This window comes from Cupriavidus sp. 2TAF22, assembly GCF_052115045.1.
In the GTDB taxonomy this organism is placed as follows: domain Bacteria; phylum Pseudomonadota; class Gammaproteobacteria; order Burkholderiales; family Burkholderiaceae; genus Cupriavidus.
This window is the reverse complement of the sequence record NZ_JBFRFX010000054.1, coordinates 1-21,691: the sequence shown is the minus strand read 5'-3', so window position 1 is coordinate 21,691 and position 21,691 is coordinate 1. Positions and strand designations below refer to the sequence as shown.

The window sequence follows — 21,691 nt, the reverse complement described above, 5'->3', positions numbered from 1 at the left end:
GACCTTCATGCAGTCCGCCCCCAAAACCGCCCCGGCCCTGGAAGCCGGCGCGCCCCGCGCCGAAGAGCCGGGAATCGAGAACGCCGGCACCCCGTTCTCACATGGATACATCGTATTCATGTTCTTTATCTGCTTCGCCTTTTCTTATATCGACCGCCAGGTCGTCAGCATCCTTGTCCAGCCGCTCAAGGCATCGCTACTGCTCAGCGACACCCAGATCGGGCTCTTGCAGGGTGCGACATTCACGCTTTGCTACGCTACCGCGGGGATGTTCGTGGCCCGGCTCGTGGACCGCTCGAACCGGGTACGCCTGAGCGCTGCCTGCGTCGCCATCTGGGCGATTTCCACGGCCATGTGCGGCACGGCAAGCAGCTTTGGCGAACTGCTGGTCTGGCGTGCCGGCACGGCCATTGCCGAAGCCGCCCTCAGCCCCGCCGCCTTGTCGATCTTCAGCGATATGTTCCCGCCGCGAAAGGTCACGCGCGCCAGCAGCGTGTTCATGCTTGGGCCGTACGTCGGCGGGGGCGTGGCCTTGCTCGGCGGCGGCGTGTTGCTGGGCTGGATGGACCAGCCCACGATGGCCGGCTGGCTCACGACGCAAGGCCTGCAGCCCTGGCAGATGATCTTCTTCGTGGTCGGGCTACCCGGCCTGGCGCTTGCTGCGCTGGTGCTGGCGACCATCCGCGAGCCGGCGCGGCGCGGGCTGTCGACCGCCCACGCTCCCGCCGAGGCGGCGCCACCGATCAGCGAGGTCCTGCGCGAGTTGTTCGTGCGCAACCGCTTCTGCCTGCCCTACTTCTTCGGCTACGTCGCCCTCATCCTGCTGTTCTATTCCCACGCCGCCTGGTTCCCGACCCTGCTGATCCGCAGCTTCGGGTTGTCCGCAAGCGAGGTAGGCAAGATGACCGGACCGGTCTACATGATCGGCGGGATGGCGGGCGTCGTCAGCGCAAGCCTCTTCGTGGGCAAGGTGGACGATCGCGATGCGCTGCGCAAGGTGCTGCGCATCGCCTGCGCGGCGGCCACCTTGCTGGTGCCTGTCGCCTGTGCCGCGCCGCTCGCACCGGTGATGTCGCTGTCGCTCGCGCTGTATGGCCTGTGCGCCTATGCCGCCAGCATCGTCATGGCACTGGCGCCGGTGCCGCTGCAGATCACCATTCCCAATCGCATGCGCGGTCGCGCGGTGGCACTGCTGGTGTTCCTGACCAATGCCATCAGTGGCGGGCTTGGACCGTTCGCCGTAGGCTCCATCAACGAGTGGCTGGGCCATCCGAAGTCCGGGCTGGCGATCGCCCTTTCCATTGTCGGCACCACGGCGGCGGCGGTCAGCGCCCTGCTCTATTTCATCGCCGCCAGGCGGGCCGGCCAGGCATCTGCCACAGGCACGAGCCTGGGAACACAGGCAGGGCGTTGATGTCAGCCATGACATCCCCCGGAAAGCCAGGCCGGCTACGAGCAGTCCAGGCGATGCAAGGACGCGGCCATTGACAATGGCTCAGGCCCTCGGCGCGCCACCTACGGCTTCGATCGCACCGGCTCCGCAGTGTCTCTCGCCGGGGACATTGCGGCATGCACTAGCAGCACTGGCCGGCGGCACTGTCGTACCAGCCCCTCGGCTACGCTACCCATGAGCAGGCGCCGCACGCCGCGGCGCCCGTGCGTGCCCGCGACGATCAACTCCGCGCCAATCTGTTCCGCCGCCTGATTGATGGCCGTAGCCACATCGAAGAGCGCCCCCGGCTCGTCGATCATTGCCGTCGTACATTTCACCTGCCGGGCCGCTGCCCTTGCCTTGGCGCCGTCAAGAAGGAGTTGCCCACCTTCGAGCAGGGTGGCACGCAAGTCGGTGAGGTCGACATAGCCTGCCTCGTACCTGAGGTAGCTGTTATCGATCACATGGACCACGGCAAGCTCCGAACGCAAAGCTGCGGCCAAGCCGACCGCTTCCGCCAGGGCCCGCTCGGCGGACTCGCTGCCGTCGACTGCCACCAGGATCTGGCTGTACATCATCGCTCTCCGTGTGAAGACATCGCGGTCATCGGGCAACGGGAGGCGCCCGCAGACGCTGCCCGCCTCCCTCGGATACGTCCAGTCTGTACGCCCCCGCGTGCGTCGTATTGATGTAGATCATGGCTTGTGCTGTTCGCCGGGTTGCGCGCAGGCACCGGCATCTATTCTCGTGACAGAGCGTTTTCCTGCGGACGGCCAGTTCGCAACGACCACGAGGAGAGTTCATCATGTACAGGAAGATCTTGCTTGGAGTTGACGGCAGCCGCTCCTCGGACCTTGCAGTAAGCCAGGCGATCATCCTCGCCAAGGCGACGGGCAGCGAAGTGCGGGCGCTCTTCGTGGTGGACGACAGCGATGTCTTCTACCTTGCCGAGAATTCGTACCCCTCCTGGTTGATGGAGAGCATCCTGGCCATGGGACACAAGTGCCTGGAGACCGTGGCGAATCGCCTGACCGAGGCCGGCGTACCGCATTCGACAAAGATTCTCGAAAAGCCAGTCGCGCAGGGCCGGATCTCGGAATCGATCGTGAGGGAGGCTGATTACTGGGGCGCCGACCTTATCGTGCTGGGAACACATGGACGGCGCGGGATCAAACGCCTTGTGATGGGCAGCGTGTCGCAAGGCGTAGTCTGCGAGAGCAACAAGCCCGTGCTCCTGATCCGAAGCGAACTCGAAGAATAGCGATCTGCGTGGCGCCCCAGGCTTCGCAATGGCGGCGCCGCAGACGCTGCAGACCGCACCTGCGATCGGCATTCGTACCCGTATGCCGATTCCTGCACGCCATGACGTCCGCAACCTGGCAGTGGCGCTTTAGCCCTTCACACGCCCAGACTACGCGCCCAGACTAAGCGTTTACCCCTTGAGCAAATCCACGCCCCTGTAAGAAGCGGGTAAGGGGCAGGCCTTAACTTATCAGCATGGACATCGGCCGACGCTACGGCGCACGCCTCTGCCGGCGCCGCACGCTGGCGCGGACCATCGCGTCCGGCGGCGTCCGGCGGCGTCCGGCGGCGTCCGGCGGCGCAAGCACACAATCTGCAGGAGACATGGATGAATGAAGATCTGGTCACGAGACTGAAGGCAAATCCGCGATATCGCGAGCTTGTCCACAGGCGAACACGGCTTGGATGGTCGTTGACCGCCATCATGCTCGTCATCTACTACGGATACATCCTGCTGATTGCCTTCGACAAGGAACTCCTGGCCACGAAGATAGGAAATGGCGTGATGACGTGGGGCATGCCGATCGGCCTGTTCGTGATCGTCTTTACCGTCGCCATCACGGGATTCTACGTACGCCACGCCAACGGCGTGTACGACGAACTGACAGAGCAGATCAAGCGGGAGGTGGCATGAAAGCACATCACGCACTCCTTGCTTGCGCAACGCTGCTTCTGTCGACGGCCGCGCTTGCGGCGGGTGGAGACCTTGGGCAGGCGGTCCGGCAGCCAACCAACTGGACGGCCATCGGCATGTTCGTCGTGTTTGTCATTGGTACGCTGTTCATTACCAAGTGGGCGGCAACCAAGACGAAATCGGCGGCGGCATTCTATACGGGCGGAGGCGGCATCACCGGCTTCCAGAACGGGCTGGCGATCGCGGGCGACTTCATGTCGGCGGCGTCATTCCTCGGCATCTCGGCTGCCGTCTACACCAATGGCTATGACGGGCTGATCTATTCCATCGGCTTCCTCGTCGGCTGGCCAGTCATCACCTTCCTGATGGCGGAGCGGCTGCGCAACCTTGGTCGCTTCACCTTCGCCGACGTTGCGGCGTACCGCTTCAAACAGGCGCCGATCCGTGCGTTTGCGGCATCGGGCACGCTGGTGGTGGTCGCGTTCTACCTGATCGCGCAGATGGTAGGCGCCGGCCAGCTGATCAAGCTGTTGTTCGGGCTGGAGTACTGGATCGCCGTGGTCATCGTGGGGGCGCTCATGATGGTGTACGTCCTGTTTGGCGGCATGACCGCCACGACGTGGGTACAGATCATCAAGGCCTGCCTGCTGCTTGCCGGCGCTTCGTTCATGGCCGTCATGGTGCTGGCCCAGTTTCACTTCAGCCCCGAAGCGCTGTTTGCCAAGGCCGTGGAAGTCCACGCCAAGAAGGACTCCATCATGAGTCCGGGCAATTTCATCAAGGATCCCATCTCGGCGATCTCGTTCGGCATTGCCCTGATGTTCGGCACGGCCGGCCTGCCGCATATCCTGATGCGATTCTTCACCGTGCCCAATGCCAAGGAGGCGCGCAAGTCGGTGTTCTGGGCCACTACCTGGATCGGCTACTTCTACATCCTGACCTTCATCATCGGCTTCGGCGCGATCGTGCTGGTGGGAACCAATCCGGCCTTCCAGGATACGAGTGGCAAGCTCCTTGGCGGCGTGAACATGGCGGCAGTCCACCTGGCCAGCGCCGTCGGAGGAAGCGTGTTCCTCGGATTCATCTCCGCGGTGGCCTTTGCGACGATCCTGGCCGTCGTTGCCGGTCTCACCCTCGCCGGTGCGTCCGCCGTTTCGCACGATCTCTATGCGACGGTATTCAAGCAGGGCAAGGCAACGAGCGCCGTCGAACTGCGCGTATCGCGTATCACGACCGTGATCCTCGGCCTGGTCGCGGTGTTCCTTGGCATTGTCTTCGAGAAGCAAAACATCGCGTTCATGGTTTCGCTTGCCTTCGCCGTTGCGGCCTCGGCCAACTTTCCCGTGCTGTTCATGTCGGTGCTGTGGAAGGGCTGCACCACCCGTGGCGCGACGATTGGCGGTTTCCTGGGACTGTTGTCGGCGGTGATCCTCACCATCCTGTCCCAGGCCGTCTGGGTCGACGTGCTGCACTACAAGAGCGCGCCATTTCCCTACACGTCCCCGGCGTTGTTCTCGATGACGATCGGCTTCCTCGGCATCTGGCTCTTCTCGGTCACCGACAACTCGGCCAGGGCGCGCATGGACAAGGCTGGTTTCGAAGCCCAGCAGCTTCGCTCCGAGACCGGAATCGGCGCGGTCGAGGCGTCGGGACATTGAACGAAGCCGGCGGCGTATTCAATGCGAGCCGCCACGCAGAGCGGCGGCGGGCGCCTGGCGCCAAGCCGTCCCGGCCGGGGCAGGCTCGCCTCAAGAGCGCGCATCCTGCCCTTGCCTTGGACTTTGGCTATGGTGAAATAACCCTGCAAGGCGCTTCCCACGGTGGGGCTGCCACCTGCGCCCCTTCCCCGGTGTCGCAGGCCCTCCGTTACCGCGCTCGCTTACCCTTGCCGGGCCGCGCCTAGCGTGTCGCGCTTGATCTTCTTCGCCAGCGACCACTTGTGAACTTCGGTCGGGCCGTCGTAGATGCGGAATCCGCGAATCTCACGGAAGATCTGTTCGACGACGGTGTCGCGCGACACGCCCATGCCGCCCAGAATCTGCACGCAGCGATCCGACACGCGGAACAGCGCCTCGGAGACGCCAACCTTGGTCATCGAACTCTCCGCGGTACCGAGGCCACCTCCATCGAGCACCCCGGCGCACCAGTCGATCATCAGTGCGGCCTGTTGCAGATCGATCAGGTTCTCGGCCAGCATGAAGCCCACCCCTTCGTGGTCGATCAGCAGCTTGCCGAACGCCTTGCGCGTGACAGCGTACGCGCGCGCGATCTCGTCGGCCCGAACCGCGGCGCCGAACCAACGCATGCAATGCGAGAGCCGCGCCGGTGACAAGCGGACCTGCGCATAGCGAAAGCCCTCGTTCGCTTCGCCCAGTACATGGGCCTGCGGCACGCGCAGGTCGTCGATCACAACCAGCGCGTGACCGCCCGGCATGGAACTGTCGATGGTATCGATCAGGCGCTCGATGCGGATCGCCGGATGCGGCAGATCGACCAGAAACATCGTGGCCTGGACATGGTCGGCATCCCCGGTGCGCGCCATGATGATGCCCACGCTTGCACCTTCGGCGCCGGTAATGAACTTCTTGCGCCCGCGTATCACCCAGTCGTCGCCGTCCCTGACCGCCGTGGTCTGGAGCATCGACGGATCCGAACCCGCCCCGCCGTCCTCCGCAGGCTCCGTCATGAAGAACGCCGAACGGGCCTCGCCACTGACCAGCCGCGCCAGGAACCGATCCTTCTGCGCTTCCGTGGCCACCTCACCCAGCAGGAACATGTTGCCTTCGTCCGGCGCCATGGTATTCACGGCGACGGGGCCGAGTGGCGACAAGCCGGAGCGCTTGAGCACGGCCGCGGTCTCGCGCTGCGTCAGGTGCGAGCCATCGGCAAGGATATGGGGCGTCATCAGCCCCGCGGCACGCGCTTTGTCGCGCAGTTCGGCGACAAGATCATCCGATGGGCCATGATCGCCGCAGCGCGGATCGCGCTCATAGGGCATCACGACGTCGCGCACGAAGCGCTCGACGCGGTCGGCAATGAGTTGGCTTCTTTCCGTGGGGCATTCGGTGAACATGCTGGATGACCTCCTTGTAGTGTGTCGATTGAGTGACCGTCATCGATGCGATCATAATGCTTCTCGCCCCGGGCGGACTCGCGCAGCTACTCGCGGCGCAGTCCGGCCTGACGGACCACGGCGGGCCATTTCTTCTGCTCGGCCTGTATCAGATCGCCAAACGCCTGCGGCGTACCGCTGGCCGGCGCAAAGCCACGGCTTGCCAGGCGCTGACGGACGCCCGCGTTCCGCATGGCCTTGGTGATTTCATCGTTGAGCCGCGTCACGATGCCGCCGGGCGTACCCGCCGGCGCCACGACACCATACCATTCCATGGAATCGATGCCGGGCACGCCCGCTTCGTCCAGGGTCGGGACATCCGGCAGGGTAGGCAAGCGGTGCTTGCCCACCACGGCGAGCGCCTTGAGCTGGCCCGACTTCAGCAGCGGCTCCACCACCGGAAATCCGGGGAACATCATCGCGACGTGGCCGCCGACCATATCCGCCAGTGCCGGCGGCGCGCCTTTGTACGGGACATGGACGATGTCGACCCCCGTCTGCTTCTTGAACGCTTCGCCGATCAGATGGAGTTGCGTGCCCGGACCCGACGATGCATAAGTGATCTGGCCAGGCTGCGCCCGGGCCTTGCTCACCAGCTCCTGCAGCGAGCCGGCCACGGACGGATTCACAACCAGCACATAGTTCAGGGTCACGAGCAGGCTGACGGGGCTGAAGTCACGGGCCAGGTCGAACGGCAACCTGTCGTCGAGACTCCGGTTGATGATCATCGGCGTGGTGGCGATCAGCAAGGTGTATCCGTCCGGCGCGGCCCTTGCCGCCGCAAGGGCGCCGATATTCCCGGCGGCACCGGGCCTGTTCTCGACGATGACCGRCTGTCCCAGGCCGACGGAGACCTGCTCCGTCACGATGCGGGTGGCAATATCCACGCTGCCTCCCGCGGGCCAGGGCACGATCATGCGTATCGGACGGCTTGGGTACGCACCCGCCGCCAGCACGCTGGCCGCGCTGGCCGCCAGCGCCATCGCGCCGATGGCGCGACCAATGCGTTGCAGTATCATCGAATGCATCGTCTTACCCCAGCCGCTTTCCAAGCGTCTCCGGCACCATGCGCAGACCCAGCAACGACAACAGGCCGCAACCGATCAGGTAAAGCGCCGGAGCGTTCGGGCTGGAGGTCAGGTGGATCAGCAGCGTCGAGAAAAGCTGGGCAAAGCCGCCAAATACGGCGATCGCCAGGTAGTACGTGACCGACATGCCCGTGGCACGCAGGCGTTGCGGCAGCACCTCGCTCACCAGCACCAGCGTGGCGGGCGACGTCATGGCCATGGGGATCGCCAGCAGGCCGACCACCACCAGCAGGCATGGCAGCGACGGGTAGGCGTTGATGGTGACAAATGCCGGGTAGGCCATCACCAACAGGGCCAGGCGCGTCCACCACACCATCCTGCGCCGGCCGAGGCGGTCGGTCATCCATCCCGCGACCGGGCCGAACACCGCCATGACGGCGGCGGCGACGAAGCCTGCCCAGACGGCATCGCCGCGCGGGATGTTGAGCTGGATCGCCGCGTAGTTCGGCAGGTAGTAGGCGATCAGGTGGACGGCGGAGCCCAGGCCGATCATCAACAGGATGCTGGCGACGAGTTCGCGCCAGTGCTGGCGCATCAGTGCCCAGCCACCCACGGCGCGCCCCGCCTTGTTGCGCTCGGCCGGGGGCAGCGTCTCCTCCAGCCTGCGGCGGATGATCTGTCCGATCGGGATGACCAGGACGCCGATCAGGAACGCCACGCGCCAGCCCCACGACTCCAGCGACGCTGGCGACAGCGAATGGCTGAGCGCAAGCGCGACGAGCGCGGCGAAGACGGCGGCGACGCCTTGACTGGCGGTCTGCCAGCTCGTGTAGAAGCCGCGCGACCGTTCGTCCGCGTACTCCATCAGCATCGCCGTGGCGGACCCCATTTCCCCGCCGATCGCGAAGCCCTGCACCAGTCGCGCGATGATCATGAGCGTCGGGGCGATCACGCCGATCTGGGCATAGGGCGGGGTCACGACGAGAATCAGCGCGCTGAGCGCCATCAGCCACATCGACAGCAGCACGGCTGGCTTGCGTCCCCGGCGGTCGGCGTAGGCACCGATGACGAGGCCGCCCAGCGGCCGCATCAGGTAGCCGGCACCAAAGGTGCCGAACGACAGCAGCAGTTGCCCGAGCGGATTGTCGACCGGGAAGTACAGCGGAATGATCAACGTGGCGAAGAAGTTGTAGACCCCCGAGTCATACAGTTCGAGTGCGCCGCCAATCGTGATGGCCGAAATGGCCGAAACCTTCGACATCGGCCTGGATTTCGGCTCGGCGTGCGAACCTCCCGGGGCGGGGGTGTGTGCCGGATTCACCATGGCGGTGGGATCGAGTGGCATGCTTGTCTCCTGGCGCGGCGATATTTGTCGTGCCGTGCCGCTTGTCATGATCTGCTGAAATTGGCGGGACGTCTCGTTCGGCGTCCCCTTGATGCTTGCCGCGCTCGCTATTCAGGCCGGAAACCCGACTGCTTGACCGCCACCGCCCATTTCTTCTGCTCGGCGGCCATGAACGCGCCGAACTGCTCCGGATTGCTGTTCGTGGCCGGCTCGTATCCCTTGCCGCTCAACTGCTCGCGCACGCCTGGCGCGCCCAGTGCCTTGTCGATCGCATTGCCCAGCAGGACGACAATGTCCTTCGGCGTGCCGGCCGGCGCCACCAGGCCATACCATTCGCTGGCCTCGATGCCGGGATACCCCGCCTCCGCCATCGTCGGCACGTCGGGGAAGAGCGCCAGGCGCTGGCTCGTCGCCACGGCCACCCCCTTGAGCTGGCCCGACCTGACGAATGGCATCACGGCGGGCACCCCGTGGAACATCATCTGGATGTGCCCGCCCACCATGTCGGTCAGCGCTTGCGGGCCGCCCTTGTACGGCGCGTGGACGATGTCGATATGCGCCATGCCCTTGAAGACTTCCCCGACGATGTTCTGCTGGGTACCGGGGCCGGGCGAGGCGTAGCTGATCCTGCCGGGCTCGGCCCTGGCCCGCGCCACCAGATCCTTGACGGACTTTGCCGTCGAGGGATTCACCACCAGCATGTAGGGCGAGCTCGCCATCAGGCCAAGCGGCACGAAGTCCTTGCCGGTGTCGAACGGCAGGTTCCTGTACAGGCTCGCGTTGATCATCATCGGCGCGCTGGCGACGAGCAAGGTATAGCCATCCGGTGCCGCCTTCGCGCCCATCCCTGCCCCGATATTGCCGGTGGCGCCGGGCCGGTTGTCGACGATGACCTGCTGGCCCAGGCTTGCCGACATCTTCTCGGCGACGGTACGGGTGACCGTGTCGACCCCGCCGCCGGCCGGCCACGGCACGATGATGCGGATGGGCCGGTTCGGATACCCGGACTGCGCCCACGCGCCGGCGGCGCAGAGGGCGAGCGAAACGGCAGTGAGGGCGGTTGCGGCGTGACGCAGCACGAACTTCATGTCTGTCTCCTCGGTTCTCTTGTGATGGATGTGAGGTTGCTGCTTGTTTCCGGCCTAGGCGGCGACCGTCGACTGGCTCGGCGCGTCTGCACGCCGGCCGCCGCTGCGCCACTGCGCCATGAGCCGCGCCCACTTGCCGCGCGTGGCGGCGAGGTTGCGGCCCTTGACGTGGCCATAGCCGCGGATCTCCTGGGGCAGCCGCGCGATCTCCAGCGCGAGGTCCAGGTTCTGCTTGTTCAGCGAATCCAGGATCGTCTCGATGCACTCCCGGTATTCACCGATGAGGGCGCGCTCATCCCGGCGTTCGGCGGTGTAGCCAAAGGGGTCGAACGCGGTGCCGCGAAGACCCTTGAGTTTCGCCAGCACGTGGAATGCACTCCGCATCCAGGGACCATACGCAGTCTTGACCGGCTCGCCGTCGGCATTCTTCCTGGCGAACAGCGGCGGCGCGAGGTGGTGCACGATCCGCACCTTGCCTTCGAACATGCCTTCGATCTGCTGGCGGAACGATGCGTCCGTGTGCAGGCGCGCCACCTCGTATTCGTCCTTATAGGCCATCAGCTTGAACAGCGAGCGCGCCACGGCCTCCGCAAGGCGATTGCCGCCGGCATGCCCTTCCACCGCCTGGACGCTGGCGATGAAGGTCTCGTACTGCGCGGCGTAGGCGGCATTCTGGTAAGCCGTCAGGAACGCCGCGTGCTTGCGGATCAGTTCGGCCAGCGACGGCTTGCGGGTGAACTGGATCACCTGCGTGTCCGGCATGCGCAGCGGCACTTTGCTCATGTCATGCGCGCACTGGCGGCCCCACTCGAACGCAGCCTTGTTGCTCTGCACCTGCACGCCGTTCAGCTCGATGGCGCGCATCAGGGCCTCGTGCGACAGCGGCACCCTGCCCTTCTGCCATGCGTAGCCGAGCAGCAGCAGGTTGGCGTAGATCGACTGGCCAAGCAATTGCGTGGCGACCAGTTCGGCGTCGAGCGTGGCGAAGCTGTCCGCGCGCACCACTTGCGTGATTCGCGCGGCCGCCTCCTCGCCCGGCGGCGCCCAGTCCGGGTTCTGCACGAAGGCCGCCGTCGGCGTGACGTGGCTGTTCAGCACGACGAAGGTGCGCTCGGATGACATCGTCGCCAGCGTTGCCTTGCTCGTGCCGACCACCGCGTCGCAGGCGATCACGAGATCGGCCATGGCCACGTCGACCCGGCTGGCGTGCAGCGCGTCGGGCGACGCGGCGATCTGGATATGGCTCCACGTGGCGCCGCCCATCTGTGCCATGCCGGTGGCGTCCTGCGTGATCACGCCCTTGCCCTCCAGGTGCGCGGCCATGCCGAGCACGCCGCCGATGGTGACGATGCCCGTGCCGCCGATACCGGCGACCAGGATGCGTCGCGGGCGGCTGACGTCCGGCAGCGCCGGATACGGCAGCGCGCCGCCCTGCGCGGGCTGGGCCTTGCCAGCGGCGGCGGGCTTGCGCAGCTTGCCGCCCTCCACTGTGACGAAACTGGGGCAGAAGCCCTTCACGCAGGAGAAGTCCTTGTTGCAGGTGTCCTGGTTGACCTTGCGCTTGCGGCCGAACTCCGTCTCCACCGGCTGCACCGCCAGGCAGTTGCTCTGCACCGAGCAGTCGCCGCAACCCTCGCACACCAGTTCGTTGATCACCACGCGCTTGTCGGGGTCGGGCATGGTGCCGCGCTTGCGCTCGCGGCGCTTCTTCGTGGCGCAAGCCTGGTCGTAGATGATCACGGTGACGCCGGCCATCTCGCGCAACTCGCGCTGCACGGTGTCGAGTTCGTCGCGGTGGCGGATGGTCACGCCGGGGGCCAGGTTGGCGACTCCCGCATACTTGCCGGGCTCGTCGGTCACCACGACGATCTGGCGGGCGCCCTCCGACGCGAGTTCGCGCGTCATGGCCGGCACGTCGAGCTGGCCGCCGTCCACGGGCTGGCCACCGGTCATGGCAACGGCGCTGTTGAAGAGGATCTTGTAGGTCAGGTTGACGCCGGCATTGATCGACTGGCGCACCGCGAGCAGGCCCGAGTGGTTGTACGTGCCGTCGCCCAGGTTGGCGAACATATGCTTGCGCGTGGTGAAGGCCGACTGGCCCATCCAGGGCACGCCTTCCCCGCCCATCTGGGTCCACGAGGTGGTCGAGCGGTCCATCCACGTCACCATGCCGTGGCAGCCGATGCCGGCCATGGCGATGGAGCCTTCCGGCACCTTGGTGCTGGTGTTGTGCGGGCAGCCCGGGCAGAACCACGGCAGGCGGTCGCTGGGACGGCTGTCGCCCTGTGCGGTGGCGCGCTCCCTGGCCTCGATCTCCCGCAGGCGCAGGTCCATGCGGGCCTGCACGTCGGCCGGCACCCCGAGATGGGCGAGCCGCTGGGCGATGGCCTTCGCCACCAGCGCCGGCGACAGGTCGGCCTTGGCGCGCAGCAGCCAGTCGTCGCCCGGCTTGCGGTGGCTCCACTCGCCGCCCGCTCCTTCGCTGTGGCCGTATTTGCCAAAGACGGCGGGGCGGCGGTCCGGGCTCTGGTGATACAGCTCGTCCTTGAGTTGCTGCTCGATGATCGGGCGCTTCTCCTCGACCACGAGGATCTCGCGCAGGCCGTGCGCGAAGTCGCGCACGCTGCCCGGCTCCAGCGGCCACACCACGCTGACCTTGTGCACGCGAATGCCCAGCTCGCGGCAGGTGCCGTCATCCAGGCCAAGGTCCAGCAGTGCCTGCCGGGTATCGCTGTAGGCCTTGCCGCTGGCGATGATGCCCAGGCGCCCATGCGGCCCCTCGATGACGTTGCGGTTCAGACGGTTGGCGCGGATGTAGGCGAGCGCGGCCGGCCACTTGTACTCCATCATGCGGGCTTCGGCGCCGAGCGGATCGTCGGGCCAGCGGATGTGCAGCCCGCCCTGCGGCGCGATGAAGTCCTCGGGCAGCACGATGCTCACGCGGTCCGTGTCGGTCACTACCGAGGCGCCCGACTCCACCACCTCCTGCACCGTCTTCATGCCGGCCCACAGGCCGCTGAAACGGCTCATGGCGAAGGCGTGCACGCCGAGGTCGAGGATGTCCTGCACATTGGACGGGAAGAACACCGGCAGGCCGCACGCCATGAAGGTGTGGTCGCTCTGGTGCGCCAGCGTGCTGCTCTTGGAAACGTGGTCGTCGCCGGCCAGCGCGATCACGCCGCCCAGCGGCGCCGTGCCGGCGAGGTTGGCGTGCTTGAGCGCGTCGCCGCTGCGGTCCACCCCGGGGCCCTTGCCGTACCAGATGCCGAAGACGCCGTCGTACTTCTTGCTGGCCGCGTCGAACTCCAGCTGCTGCGAGCCCCATACCGCCGTCACGCCGAGCTCCTCGTTGACGCCCGGCTTGAAGACGACGTGGTTCTCGGCGAGGTGCTTCTTCGCCTGCCACAGCGCCTGGTCGTAGCTGCCGAGGGGCGAGCCGCGATAGCCGGAGATGAAGGCGGCGGTGTTGTGGCCCGCCATGGCGTCGCGCCGGCGCTGGAGCAGCGGCAGGCGCACCAGCGCCTGCACGCCGGTCATGAAGGCGCGACCCGACGCCAGGGCGTACTTGTCGTCGATGGTGACGGCTGCCATGGCCGTCCGTGCGGCTTCGGGGGGGATGGGGGCGTTCATAGTCGGATTCAGCCTGCTCAGGTTGGTCGGGTTCGTGTATGGGCGGCCGGCGTCCTCCGGCTGCTCCGGGTATCGACTGTCAAGGATGTCGGGAAGTGTGTCCGGGAGGTCAGTCCGGGAACGGGATGCCCACCTGCCGGCCCAGTGCGCTGAGGTCCTGCGCGATCGCTGCCGGCAGTGCGATGCCGCCTTCCCGGGCTTCATGCTCCAGCGCATCACCGCGCGCGCCAGGCAGGCGTGCTTCGGCGCCACCGGCGGCAAGATAGGTACCGGTCCATTGCGCCATGTAGTCGGCGAACAGGTCCTTGCCGGCGAATGCATCGGGCTTGACCAGCCAGACGAACCCGCCCTGCCGGCCCACGGCGCCGCCGCTCTTCAGGTCGTTGCGCGCAGGGTCAAGCGATTGCGCGGTGGCCGCCAGCGCGCCGGCCAGGCACTCCACCATCATGGCGATGCCGATGCCCTTGTGCCCGCCCATCGGCAGCAGGGCGCCGTCCAGCGCGCGCTCGGCGTCGGAGGTCGGTACGCCGTTGGCGTCCACGGCCCAGCCCTCGGGGATCGGGCGGCCTTCGCGGGCGGCCAGCAGGATATGGCCGCGTGCCGCCACGCTGCATGCCACGTCGAAAACTATTGGCGCGCCGCCGGGCACGGGGCAGCCGAAGGCAATCGGGTTGTGGCCGATCCCTGCCTTGCTGAAGCCCTCCAGTGCGAGCAGGGGCGGCGTGCGCTGTCCGACCATGCAGAAGGCGCCCGCCTCGGCGGCCAGCAACGCGTGGATGCCCAGTGCACCCAGGTGGCCGCAGGACTGCACCGCGACCAGCACCGATGCACTCGTCTCCAGCGCTTCCAGGCCGAGCCGCACCGCGAGCGGGCCGGCGACCTGCCCCATCGCACCGTCGGCGTCCAGCACGATGCCGCCCGGGAAGCTGCGATGCGTCATGGCCGCGCGCGGGTTGAAGTCGCCTGCGCGCAGACGGTCGACGTAGGATGGGATGCGCGTCATCCCGTGCGTCTTGTAGCCGCGCAGCTCGGTGCGCACCAGCATGGTGGCGGCCTCGACCGCATGGTCGGGCGGCATGCCGCAGCTTTCGAATACGCCCGCCGTCCAGCGCTCCAGCGCGGCAGGGCTCCATCGGGTGTTCATGACGATTTCTCCCGCACGATCATCAGACGCTCGGCGAACGGGCCGGCATAGACCGTCTGGTAATACAGTGGCTGGTCGCGCAGCGTGTAGCCGCGCAGTTCCATGATGAAGACAGGCGCCTCGGGCTCTAGTCCGAGTTCACTCGCCACCGTCGCGGGCGGCGCGCCAAAGCGGATCCACTGATCCACGCGCAACGTCGGCAGGGACAGCCGCTGGCCAATCAGCTCGCGCAGGTTCTTTTCCAGCGCCTCCCGGTCCAGCCCTCCCAGTTGCGCGAAATCCTCCTCTCGCAGCCAGAACTCGCTGTACAGATCGAAGCGCCCGCCCACGTTGATGACGCGCTCGATCCGCACATAGCCGTCCCCTTCCAGGAAATCGGCCCACGGCCCCTTGCGCTTGATCCGCTTGACCGAGCGCGCGTGGACGTAGGAGGCCAGCTCGTTGCCCGCCTCGTCGCGAAAGCGCAGGTAGCGCACGTCCGCCGGCGCGACGCGTGCTCCCGAGACGAAGGTGCCCCGTCCCTGTTCACGCGTGATCAGTCCCGAATGCGTCAGCCGGATGAGCGCCTTCTGGATGGTGCCCACGCTCACGCCGTGCAGCGCCGCCAGCTCGCCCTCGGACGGCAGGCGGTCGCCCTCGCGCAGGGCGCCGGTTTCAATGGAACGGATGATCGCGTCGGAGACGGTATTCAGTTTTGTCATGGTCGCTCAGAGACTCAGTGCAAACCGACTGATCGCGGTCTCCCGGATGTCGAGCACCTCGCTGCTCAGCCGCGTGCCGGATGCGACGTCCATCGCATAGGCAAACAGCTGGTCGCCGAGGTCGGGGATCTTCTCCCCGCGCTCCAGGACCGCGCTCACGTCGAAATCGATATTGTCGGCCATGGTGTCGACCGTATTCACGTTGCCGCACACCTTGACCGTCGGGGCTACCATGCTGCCGATCGGATTGCCCACTCCGGTACCGAAGAAGGTGAGCTGGCAGCCGCCGGCGGCAAGTGCAGTCAGATTTTCCACTGCCGCGGCCGGCGCGTCCATGAAATGCAGGCCTTTCTTCTTCGGCGCCTCGCCGTAGCCCAGCACCCCGACGAGCTGGCCCTTGCCGGCCTTGGCCATTGCGCCCAGGGCCTTTTCCTCGACCGTGGTCAGGCCGCCGCGCTTGTTGTCGGGCGACGGCTGGTCCTCGCGCATGTCCACGCCGCGCGAGATGGCCAGGTTTTCCATGTTGCGCACGGCGGTGACGAAGGCCTCGCGCACCCGGCTGTCGGCCGCGCGCTCGGCGAACAGGTGGTCGGCGCCGATGAATTCCGAGGTCTCGGAAATGATGACCGTGCCGCCCTCGGCGATCACCATGTCGGCCAGATGGCCGATCACGGGGTTGCAGCTCAGCCCCGACGTCGTATCCGAGCCGCCGCACTCCACGCCGATCACCAGCGACGACACCGGGCACGGCACGCGGCGGGCGCGCGATGCGGCGAGCGACAGCTTCGCCGCCTTGCGCGTACCGTCGGCAATGCACTGCACCGTGCCGAGCGGCTGCAGGTGGACGGTTTCCACCGGCTTGCCCGCGGCGCGGATACGGCGCGCCACTTGCTCCGTCGACGACTCCTCGAGCCCCACCAGCAGTACCGCCGCGATATTGGGATTGCGACCGAGGCCGGCGAGCGACTCGAAGGCGAAATCAAGGTCGGCACCGAACTGGCCGCGCACGAACAGCGTGGTGACGGGGATGCAACCGCCCACGGCATGCGCAATGGTCCGCGTGACCGGATTGCAGTTGTCCATCACGGAAATCACCGCCACCCAGTTGCGCACGCCAACCGCGCCGTTCTCGCGCGGGTATCCAAGAAAGGTCGTTGCCATCGGATTACCTCCTCTCCAGGTCGCCGCGAGCGCGCGCCGACTCGATGTTGTGAACATGCATGTGTTCGCCGGCCCGTACCGCGCGGCTCGCCCGGCCGATGAGCTGGCCGTACTTCAGGATGCCGACCCCTTCGTCGGTATCGGCAACACAGACCTTGTGCCCGAACGGCACGTCCTGCAGCAGGACCAGTTCTCCCGCTATCTCTCCCTCCAGCCGGCAGGTATCTCCGGCGCGTCCTGCGTCCAGCAGGGTGGCCACATTGTCGGCCCGGTTCAGCACGATTGCTCGCGGCATCTTTCTTAACTCCTGTATAGGTGTTTGATGCAATGTAGAGAACGGACCCGGGTAGTGTCAAGTAATTACGTGGCAACCCCCGAGAAAACCACTACTCAATCCATGCAAGTCCTATATAGAAGTTATTGACACAAGCCTCGGCTATGTCTATTGTCATCACAACGGCGGGCGACTCGCGCCGACCGGAAGAGGAGACAGAGATGAGAGTGGCGTCCCATATGGAGAAGATCGGCAAGCTGATGGCCCTGCGCCAGCGGCTCGATCCGCTCGAGGACTTCGAATTGTGGTTCTGGGCTGGCATGACGGCTGGCACGCACGCGGTCAACGCCGCCCTGCACCAGGCCGGCGTGACCCGGGACGACGACATGTTCCCCACGCAGCCTGGCGTCTATCAGGCGTGCCAGCCGGACGGCAGCATGCGCAACGCCTTTGGCCCGCTGGGCGACGTCTTGCATGTGGGACGGCCAAAAGTGGAGGCCCCGGTACCTGACGACGTGGCGCGGATGATGGCCCAGATGGAAATCATCGAGCACTACCGCGACCCCTGCCTGCGCGAAGGCATGTCGCCCACGGCGGCGATCGCACGGGAATGCGACACGGCGCTTCGCTGCTGCATCGACCTGCTGGCGAAGCGCGTTCCGGGAGCCGGCCATGCAAACTGACGCGCACATCGCGCTGGCTCGGCGCGTCGAGGCATCCCTCGGCAAATGCAAGGAGGCCGACTACGAAATGAAGATCGAGGCGGCGATGCTGGCCGGCACCCACTGGCTGAACGTATTGCTGCATCGCCTTGGCACCAGTCGACCCGAGCAGGATGTCTTCCACACCTATCTGCTCACCATCAACGAGTTCCGGCGGCTGGCCGTCGCTGCCGAACTGCCGCTGCACGCGCTCGCCGAGATCGAGGACATCCGTCCGCCTTACGTGCGCGGCAACGTGGGTGGCGGCGAACACGCCGCCAGACGCGCGCTCGACCTGCTGGCACGGCTGCGCACTGCGGCACTCGACGCGGCATGAACGTTCAACACAAAGGGAGTCAGTCTTGAAAGCAATTCGCGTGATACCCGGCGCCGAGGGCGGCCGGGTCGAAGTGCAGGACATTCCGGCGCCGGATGCCGGCCCGGGACAGATCGTGGTGCGGGTCCATGCCGCGGGCCTGAACCGCGGCGAGATCAATCAGGCGCGCGAACTGCGCACCGGCAACACCATCACCGCGGGCGTCGAATTCGCGGGCGAAGTGGCGGTGGTGGGCGAAGGCGTGACCGGCTGGCGCCGCGGGGATCGCGTGATGGGCCATGGCCGCGCCTGCCAGGCGGAGTACGTGGTGGCCAACCCGATGGCGCTGATGCCCGTGCCGGATGGCATGTCATGGGTCGACGCGGCCGCGTTCCCGAACGTCTTCATCACCGCCCACGACGCCCTGGTGGTCAACGGCGGGCTCAAGGCCGGCGAGTCGGTGCTGGTAAACGGCGCCTCGGGCGGCGTGGCGATGGCCGCCATCCAGATCGCTTCCCTGATGGGAGCGCGGCCGGTGATCGCGCAATCCCGCTCGGCCGCCAAGCTCGACAAGATCATGCAGTACGGCGTGGATGTCGGCATCGACTCGTCGCGCGACGACCAGGTCGAGGCCGTGATGCGCGCCACCGACAACCGCGGCGTGGACATCATCATCGATACGGTCGGCGGCCCGGTGTTCGAGGACAACATCAAGTGCCTGGCGATCAAGGGCCGGCTGGTCAATATCGCCCGCCTCGGCTCGGCCACGGCGCAGATCGACCTGGCCCAGCTATGGCTCAAGCGCCTGCACCTGATCGGTGTGACGTTCCGCACGCGCTCGGAGCAGGAACGGCTCGAGTGCATCCAGGCCTGCGCACGCGACATGCTGCCCCTGCTGCGCGCCGGCCGGGTGCGACTGCCGATCGACCGCACGTTCGCCCTCACCGATATCCACGCTGCGCACGCCTACATGAAGCAGGACCAGCACGTCGGCAAGATCGTGCTGACCGTCGACTGACCGCGCACCAACGACAAATCACACGATTACAGGAGACCACGATGAGTATCGAAATCAGGCCGCTGACCGGCTCGGTCGGCGCCGCCGTCACGGGTGTGAATCTGAACGACCCGATCAACGATGCAGCCTTCCAGGTTCTGCACCAGGCCTTCCTCGAGCATGGCATGCTGGTGTTCCGTGGCCAGTTCCTGCAGCCGGCGGCACAAGTCGCCTTCGCCCGCCTGTGGGGTACGCCGGTGCAGGGCAACCCGCTGCTCAAGGGCCTCAACGAATTCCCGGAACTGGCCCAGGTCACGAAGATACCCAAGGAGACCGCCTCGACCGAGGCCTGGCACTCCGACTCGATCTACACGCCGGTGCCGCCCAAGATCTCCATCCTGTCGGGGATCGTGATCCCTGTCGGCGGCGACACGATGTGGTGCAACCAGTACCTGTCGTACGACCGCCTGTCGCCCACCATGCAGCGCCTGATCGAGGGCCTGCGCGCGACATTCAGCGGCGCCCGCCTGGCCAGGATGACCGGATCCGACAAGGTACCGACCGCCGTGCACCCGATCGTGCGCACCCATCCCGAGACCGGCCGCAAGGCACTGTACGTCGGCCACCCCGATACCGCCTTGCGCATCGAGGGCATGACCGAGGCCGAGAGCCGCCCGCTACTCGACTTCCTGTACGAGCATTCCACCACCCCGGACAACGTCTACCGCCATATGTGGCAGGAGGGCGACGTAGTGATGTGGGACAACCGCTGCACGATGCACTACGCCGTGCACGACTACGGCAACGCCGAGCGCGTGCTGAACCGCGTGACGCTGGAGGGGGAGGCCCCCCGCTGATCACCCGGGCATGACCGTGCCGGGCACGCCGCCCGGCACCCCCCGCCCCTGACCCACGGCGCGCCCAGATCGACGAGAGGCGCGCCCGGGACCACCGGAGACATCCAATGCAGATAGGGATCCCGACTGAGATCCGGCCGGGAGAGGCACGTGTTGCCGCGACACCGGAAACCGTCAAGAAATATGTCGCACAAGGCCATCAGGTCATCGTGCAAAGTGGTGCCGGCACGCGCGCGAGCCTGCCCGATGCCGCCTATGAGGCTGTCGGCGCCCGCATCGGCACCGCCGCCGAGGCGCTTGGCGCCGGACTCGTACTGAAGGTCTGCGCCCCCGGGCCGGCGGAACTGGGCGCGATCATGCCCGGCACCGTTGTCGTCGGCATGCTGAATCCCTTCGACGCGGAAAACAAGGCGCGCATGGCGGCTGCCGGCATCACCGCCTTCGCGCTGGAAGCCGCGCCGCGCACCACGCGGGCGCAGAGCATGGACGTGCTCTCCTCGCAGGCCAACATCGCCGGCTACAAGGCCGTGCTGGTGGCCGCGCACCACTACCAGCGCTTCATGCCGATGCTGATGACTGCCGCCGGCACTGTCAAGGCCGCACGCGTGCTGATCCTCGGCGCCGGCGTTGCGGGCCTGCAAGCCATCGCCACGGCCAAGCGCCTGGGCGCCGTGATCGAAGCCTCCGACGTGCGTCCCGCCGTGAAGGAACAGATCGAATCGCTCGGCGGCAAGTTCCTCGACGTGCCTTTCCTCACCGATGAAGAACGCGAGATCGCGCAGGGCGCGGGCGGCTATGCCCGTCCGATGCCGCCGGACTGGATGAAGCGGCAGGCCGAACTGGTCCACCAGCGCGCCATCCAGGCCGATATCGTCATCACGACGGCCCTGATCCCCGGGCGCAAGGCGCCGACGCTGCTGCATGAAGCCACCGTCCGGCAGATGAAGCCCGGCTCGGTGGTGGTCGACCTGGCCGCGGCGCAGGGCGGCAACTGCCCGCTGACCGTGGCGGACGAAGTGGTCGAGCGCCACGGCGTCATCCTTGTCGGGCATACCAACCTGGCCTCGATGGTCGCGGCCGACGCCTCGGCCCTGTACGCCCGCAACGTGCTCGACTTCCTCAAGCTGATTCTCGACAAGGAAGGCCGGGTGGCGATCGACAGACAGGACGACATCGTCGCCGCCTGCCTGATGACCGCGCAAGAGGAAACGGCGCTTGCCGGCTAAGGAGACCTCAATGGAAATGATTAACCACACCGTGATCAACCTGATCATCTTCGTGCTGGCGATCTACGTCGGCTACCACGTGGTCTGGACCGTGACGCCCGCCCTGCACACCCCGCTGATGGCCGTGACCAATGCCATCTCGGCCATCGTCATCGTCGGCGCCATGCTGGCGGCCGGGCTGACGGAAGATACGACCGGCCGCCTGATGGGCACGCTGGCGCTGGCGCTGGCCGCCGTCAACGTATTCGGCGGCTTTCTCGTCACGCAGCGCATGCTCGATATGTTCAAGAAGAAGGCGCCCAGGACCGAAGCAAAGCCGAAGGCCGCCGCGACGATCGGCGACAAGCTGGCGGAGGCCGCGTGATGAACGGACTCTCGATGAATTCGGTCACCCTGTTCTATCTGGGGGCCTCGGTCTGCTTCATCCAGGCACTGAAAGGACTGTCGCATCCGACCACGGCGCGCAGGGGCAACGCCTTCGGCATGATCGGCATGGCGATTGCCGCGGTGACCACGCTGGCGCTGATCGTCAAGCTGAAGAACGAGTTCCTGGCCGCCGGCACGGCGCAGAGCTCCATCGGCACCAGCYTCGGCCTGATCTTCGGCGCGCTGGTGGTGGGCGGCGGCATCGGCGCCTACGTGGCGAAGAAAGTCGAGATGACCAAGATGCCCGAGCTGGTCGCGGCGATGCACTCGCTGATCGGCCTGGCGGCGGTGTTCATCGCGGTGGCCGCGGTGGCCGA

At 66.5% G+C, this 21,691-nt stretch carries 21 protein-coding genes; 11 read left to right on the top strand and 10 right to left on the bottom strand.

All coding sequences use genetic code 11. From position 1 onward, the window contains the following. Positions 1 to 7: 7 nt before the first annotated feature. Positions 8 to 1,414, top strand: a complete 1,407-nt coding sequence (locus AB4Z48_RS35995) for an MFS transporter (RefSeq protein WP_441622944.1) — start codon at positions 8 to 10, stop codon at positions 1,412 to 1,414. A gap of 101 nt (positions 1,415 to 1,515) precedes the next feature. Here the strand turns inward: AB4Z48_RS35995 and AB4Z48_RS35990 are convergent, their stop codons facing one another. Beyond that, the gene (locus AB4Z48_RS35990) at positions 1,516 to 2,010 is read right to left on the bottom strand and encodes a universal stress protein (RefSeq protein ID WP_441622942.1); all 495 of its coding nucleotides are present in this window, start codon (positions 2,008 to 2,010) and stop codon (positions 1,516 to 1,518) included. Positions 2,011 to 2,237: 227 nt separating this feature from the next. On the opposite strand from AB4Z48_RS35990, the gene AB4Z48_RS35985 reads away from it, so the two are divergent. From AB4Z48_RS35985 to AB4Z48_RS35975, 3 genes are all read left to right on the top strand, one after another. Then, the gene (locus tag AB4Z48_RS35985; RefSeq protein WP_441622940.1) at positions 2,238 to 2,693 is read left to right on the top strand and encodes a universal stress protein; all 456 of its coding nucleotides are present in this window, start codon (positions 2,238 to 2,240) and stop codon (positions 2,691 to 2,693) included. Positions 2,694 to 3,062: 369 nt separating this feature from the next. Beyond that, the gene (locus AB4Z48_RS35980; RefSeq protein ID WP_441622938.1) at positions 3,063 to 3,368 is read left to right on the top strand and encodes a DUF485 domain-containing protein; all 306 of its coding nucleotides are present in this window, start codon (positions 3,063 to 3,065) and stop codon (positions 3,366 to 3,368) included. Then, positions 3,365 to 5,026, top strand: a complete 1,662-nt coding sequence (locus AB4Z48_RS35975; protein ID WP_441622936.1) for a cation acetate symporter — start codon at positions 3,365 to 3,367, stop codon at positions 5,024 to 5,026. Before AB4Z48_RS35980 ends, AB4Z48_RS35975 begins: the two co-directional genes overlap by 4 nt. A gap of 221 nt (positions 5,027 to 5,247) precedes the next feature. On the opposite strand, the gene AB4Z48_RS35970 is transcribed toward AB4Z48_RS35975, so the two are convergent. The 9 genes from AB4Z48_RS35970 to AB4Z48_RS35930 all read right to left on the bottom strand — a co-directional run bounded on the left by AB4Z48_RS35970 (position 5,248) and on the right by AB4Z48_RS35930 (position 16,872). Beyond that, positions 5,248 to 6,441 (bottom strand): acyl-CoA dehydrogenase family protein, encoded by a 1,194-nt coding sequence (locus AB4Z48_RS35970; protein WP_441622934.1) that lies wholly within the window; start codon positions 6,439 to 6,441, stop codon positions 5,248 to 5,250. A gap of 86 nt (positions 6,442 to 6,527) precedes the next feature. Further along, complete coding sequence (locus AB4Z48_RS35965) at positions 6,528 to 7,499, bottom strand: tripartite tricarboxylate transporter substrate binding protein (protein ID WP_441622932.1); 972 nt, start codon at positions 7,497 to 7,499, stop codon at positions 6,528 to 6,530. Between the two features lie 13 nt (positions 7,500 to 7,512). Next, positions 7,513 to 8,853: an MFS transporter gene (locus tag AB4Z48_RS35960; protein WP_441622930.1), complete on the bottom strand. Its 1,341-nt coding sequence runs from the start codon at positions 8,851 to 8,853 to the stop codon at positions 7,513 to 7,515. 107 nt (positions 8,854 to 8,960) lie between these two features. Beyond that, a complete protein-coding gene (locus tag AB4Z48_RS35955; RefSeq protein WP_441622928.1) occupies positions 8,961 to 9,941 on the bottom strand; it encodes a tripartite tricarboxylate transporter substrate binding protein in 981 nt (326 codons plus the stop codon). Between the two features lie 54 nt (positions 9,942 to 9,995). Beyond that, complete coding sequence (locus AB4Z48_RS35950; protein WP_441622926.1) at positions 9,996 to 13,571, bottom strand: indolepyruvate ferredoxin oxidoreductase family protein; 3,576 nt, start codon at positions 13,569 to 13,571, stop codon at positions 9,996 to 9,998. A gap of 109 nt (positions 13,572 to 13,680) precedes the next feature. After that, positions 13,681 to 14,715 (bottom strand): Ldh family oxidoreductase, encoded by a 1,035-nt coding sequence (locus AB4Z48_RS35945; protein ID WP_441622924.1) that lies wholly within the window; start codon positions 14,713 to 14,715, stop codon positions 13,681 to 13,683. Further along, positions 14,712 to 15,416 (bottom strand): GntR family transcriptional regulator, encoded by a 705-nt coding sequence (locus AB4Z48_RS35940; protein ID WP_441622922.1) that lies wholly within the window; start codon positions 15,414 to 15,416, stop codon positions 14,712 to 14,714. The genes AB4Z48_RS35945 and AB4Z48_RS35940 overlap by 4 nt, the downstream gene beginning before the upstream one ends. 6 nt (positions 15,417 to 15,422) lie before the next feature. After that, positions 15,423 to 16,577 carry a UxaA family hydrolase gene (locus AB4Z48_RS35935; RefSeq protein ID WP_441622920.1) on the bottom strand — a complete coding sequence of 385 codons (1,155 nt, stop codon included), beginning with the start codon at positions 16,575 to 16,577 and terminating at the stop codon, positions 15,423 to 15,425. A 4-nt stretch (positions 16,578 to 16,581) separates the two neighbouring features. After that, a complete protein-coding gene (locus AB4Z48_RS35930) occupies positions 16,582 to 16,872 on the bottom strand; it encodes a UxaA family hydrolase (protein WP_441622918.1) in 291 nt (96 codons plus the stop codon). A 200-nt stretch (positions 16,873 to 17,072) separates the two neighbouring features. Between AB4Z48_RS35930 and AB4Z48_RS35925 the strand changes: the two genes are divergently transcribed. The 7 genes from AB4Z48_RS35925 to AB4Z48_RS35895 all read left to right on the top strand — a co-directional run. Next, complete coding sequence (locus AB4Z48_RS35925) at positions 17,073 to 17,534, top strand: hypothetical protein (RefSeq protein WP_441622916.1); 462 nt, start codon at positions 17,073 to 17,075, stop codon at positions 17,532 to 17,534. Next, complete coding sequence (locus tag AB4Z48_RS35920; RefSeq protein WP_441622915.1) at positions 17,524 to 17,889, top strand: hypothetical protein; 366 nt, start codon at positions 17,524 to 17,526, stop codon at positions 17,887 to 17,889. The genes AB4Z48_RS35925 and AB4Z48_RS35920 overlap by 11 nt, the downstream gene beginning before the upstream one ends. Before the next feature lie 25 nt (positions 17,890 to 17,914). Then, the gene (locus tag AB4Z48_RS35915) at positions 17,915 to 18,886 is read left to right on the top strand and encodes a zinc-binding dehydrogenase (protein WP_441622913.1); all 972 of its coding nucleotides are present in this window, start codon (positions 17,915 to 17,917) and stop codon (positions 18,884 to 18,886) included. 41 nt (positions 18,887 to 18,927) lie between these two features. Beyond that, positions 18,928 to 19,722 (top strand): TauD/TfdA dioxygenase family protein, encoded by a 795-nt coding sequence (locus AB4Z48_RS35910; protein ID WP_441622911.1) that lies wholly within the window; start codon positions 18,928 to 18,930, stop codon positions 19,720 to 19,722. Between the two features lie 107 nt (positions 19,723 to 19,829). Beyond that, positions 19,830 to 20,948: a Re/Si-specific NAD(P)(+) transhydrogenase subunit alpha gene (locus AB4Z48_RS35905; RefSeq protein ID WP_441622909.1), complete on the top strand. Its 1,119-nt coding sequence runs from the start codon at positions 19,830 to 19,832 to the stop codon at positions 20,946 to 20,948. A 10-nt stretch (positions 20,949 to 20,958) separates the two neighbouring features. Then, the gene (locus tag AB4Z48_RS35900; RefSeq protein WP_441622908.1) at positions 20,959 to 21,312 is read left to right on the top strand and encodes an NAD(P) transhydrogenase subunit alpha; all 354 of its coding nucleotides are present in this window, start codon (positions 20,959 to 20,961) and stop codon (positions 21,310 to 21,312) included. Further along, positions 21,312 to 21,691: NAD(P)(+) transhydrogenase (Re/Si-specific) subunit beta (locus AB4Z48_RS35895; protein WP_441622906.1), on the top strand; the 380-nt coding region annotated here is incomplete at its 3' end. The genes AB4Z48_RS35900 and AB4Z48_RS35895, both read left to right, overlap by 1 nt.

Coding starts and splice junctions, on each gene's coding strand:
- AB4Z48_RS35995 (WP_441622944.1), top strand. CDS start 8: ATGCAGTCCGCCCCCAAAACCGCCCCGGCCCTGGAAGCCGGCGCGCCC.
- AB4Z48_RS35990 (WP_441622942.1), bottom strand. CDS start 2,010: ATGATGTACAGCCAGATCCTGGTGGCAGTCGACGGCAGCGAGTCCGCC.
- AB4Z48_RS35985 (WP_441622940.1), top strand. CDS start 2,238: ATGTACAGGAAGATCTTGCTTGGAGTTGACGGCAGCCGCTCCTCGGAC.
- AB4Z48_RS35980 (WP_441622938.1), top strand. CDS start 3,063: ATGAATGAAGATCTGGTCACGAGACTGAAGGCAAATCCGCGATATCGC.
- AB4Z48_RS35975 (WP_441622936.1), top strand. CDS start 3,365: ATGAAAGCACATCACGCACTCCTTGCTTGCGCAACGCTGCTTCTGTCG.
- AB4Z48_RS35970 (WP_441622934.1), bottom strand. CDS start 6,441: ATGTTCACCGAATGCCCCACGGAAAGAAGCCAACTCATTGCCGACCGC.
- AB4Z48_RS35960 (WP_441622930.1), bottom strand. CDS start 8,853: ATGCCACTCGATCCCACCGCCATGGTGAATCCGGCACACACCCCCGCC.
- AB4Z48_RS35955 (WP_441622928.1), bottom strand. CDS start 9,941: ATGAAGTTCGTGCTGCGTCACGCCGCAACCGCCCTCACTGCCGTTTCG.
- AB4Z48_RS35950 (WP_441622926.1), bottom strand. CDS start 13,571: ATGAACGCCCCCATCCCCCCCGAAGCCGCACGGACGGCCATGGCAGCC.
- AB4Z48_RS35945 (WP_441622924.1), bottom strand. CDS start 14,715: ATGAACACCCGATGGAGCCCTGCCGCGCTGGAGCGCTGGACGGCGGGC.
- AB4Z48_RS35940 (WP_441622922.1), bottom strand. CDS start 15,416: ATGACAAAACTGAATACCGTCTCCGACGCGATCATCCGTTCCATTGAA.
- AB4Z48_RS35935 (WP_441622920.1), bottom strand. CDS start 16,577: ATGGCAACGACCTTTCTTGGATACCCGCGCGAGAACGGCGCGGTTGGC.
- AB4Z48_RS35930 (WP_441622918.1), bottom strand. CDS start 16,872: ATGCCGCGAGCAATCGTGCTGAACCGGGCCGACAATGTGGCCACCCTG.
- AB4Z48_RS35925 (WP_441622916.1), top strand. CDS start 17,073: ATGAGAGTGGCGTCCCATATGGAGAAGATCGGCAAGCTGATGGCCCTG.
- AB4Z48_RS35920 (WP_441622915.1), top strand. CDS start 17,524: ATGCAAACTGACGCGCACATCGCGCTGGCTCGGCGCGTCGAGGCATCC.
- AB4Z48_RS35910 (WP_441622911.1), top strand. CDS start 18,928: ATGAGTATCGAAATCAGGCCGCTGACCGGCTCGGTCGGCGCCGCCGTC.
- AB4Z48_RS35905 (WP_441622909.1), top strand. CDS start 19,830: ATGCAGATAGGGATCCCGACTGAGATCCGGCCGGGAGAGGCACGTGTT.
- AB4Z48_RS35900 (WP_441622908.1), top strand. CDS start 20,959: ATGGAAATGATTAACCACACCGTGATCAACCTGATCATCTTCGTGCTG.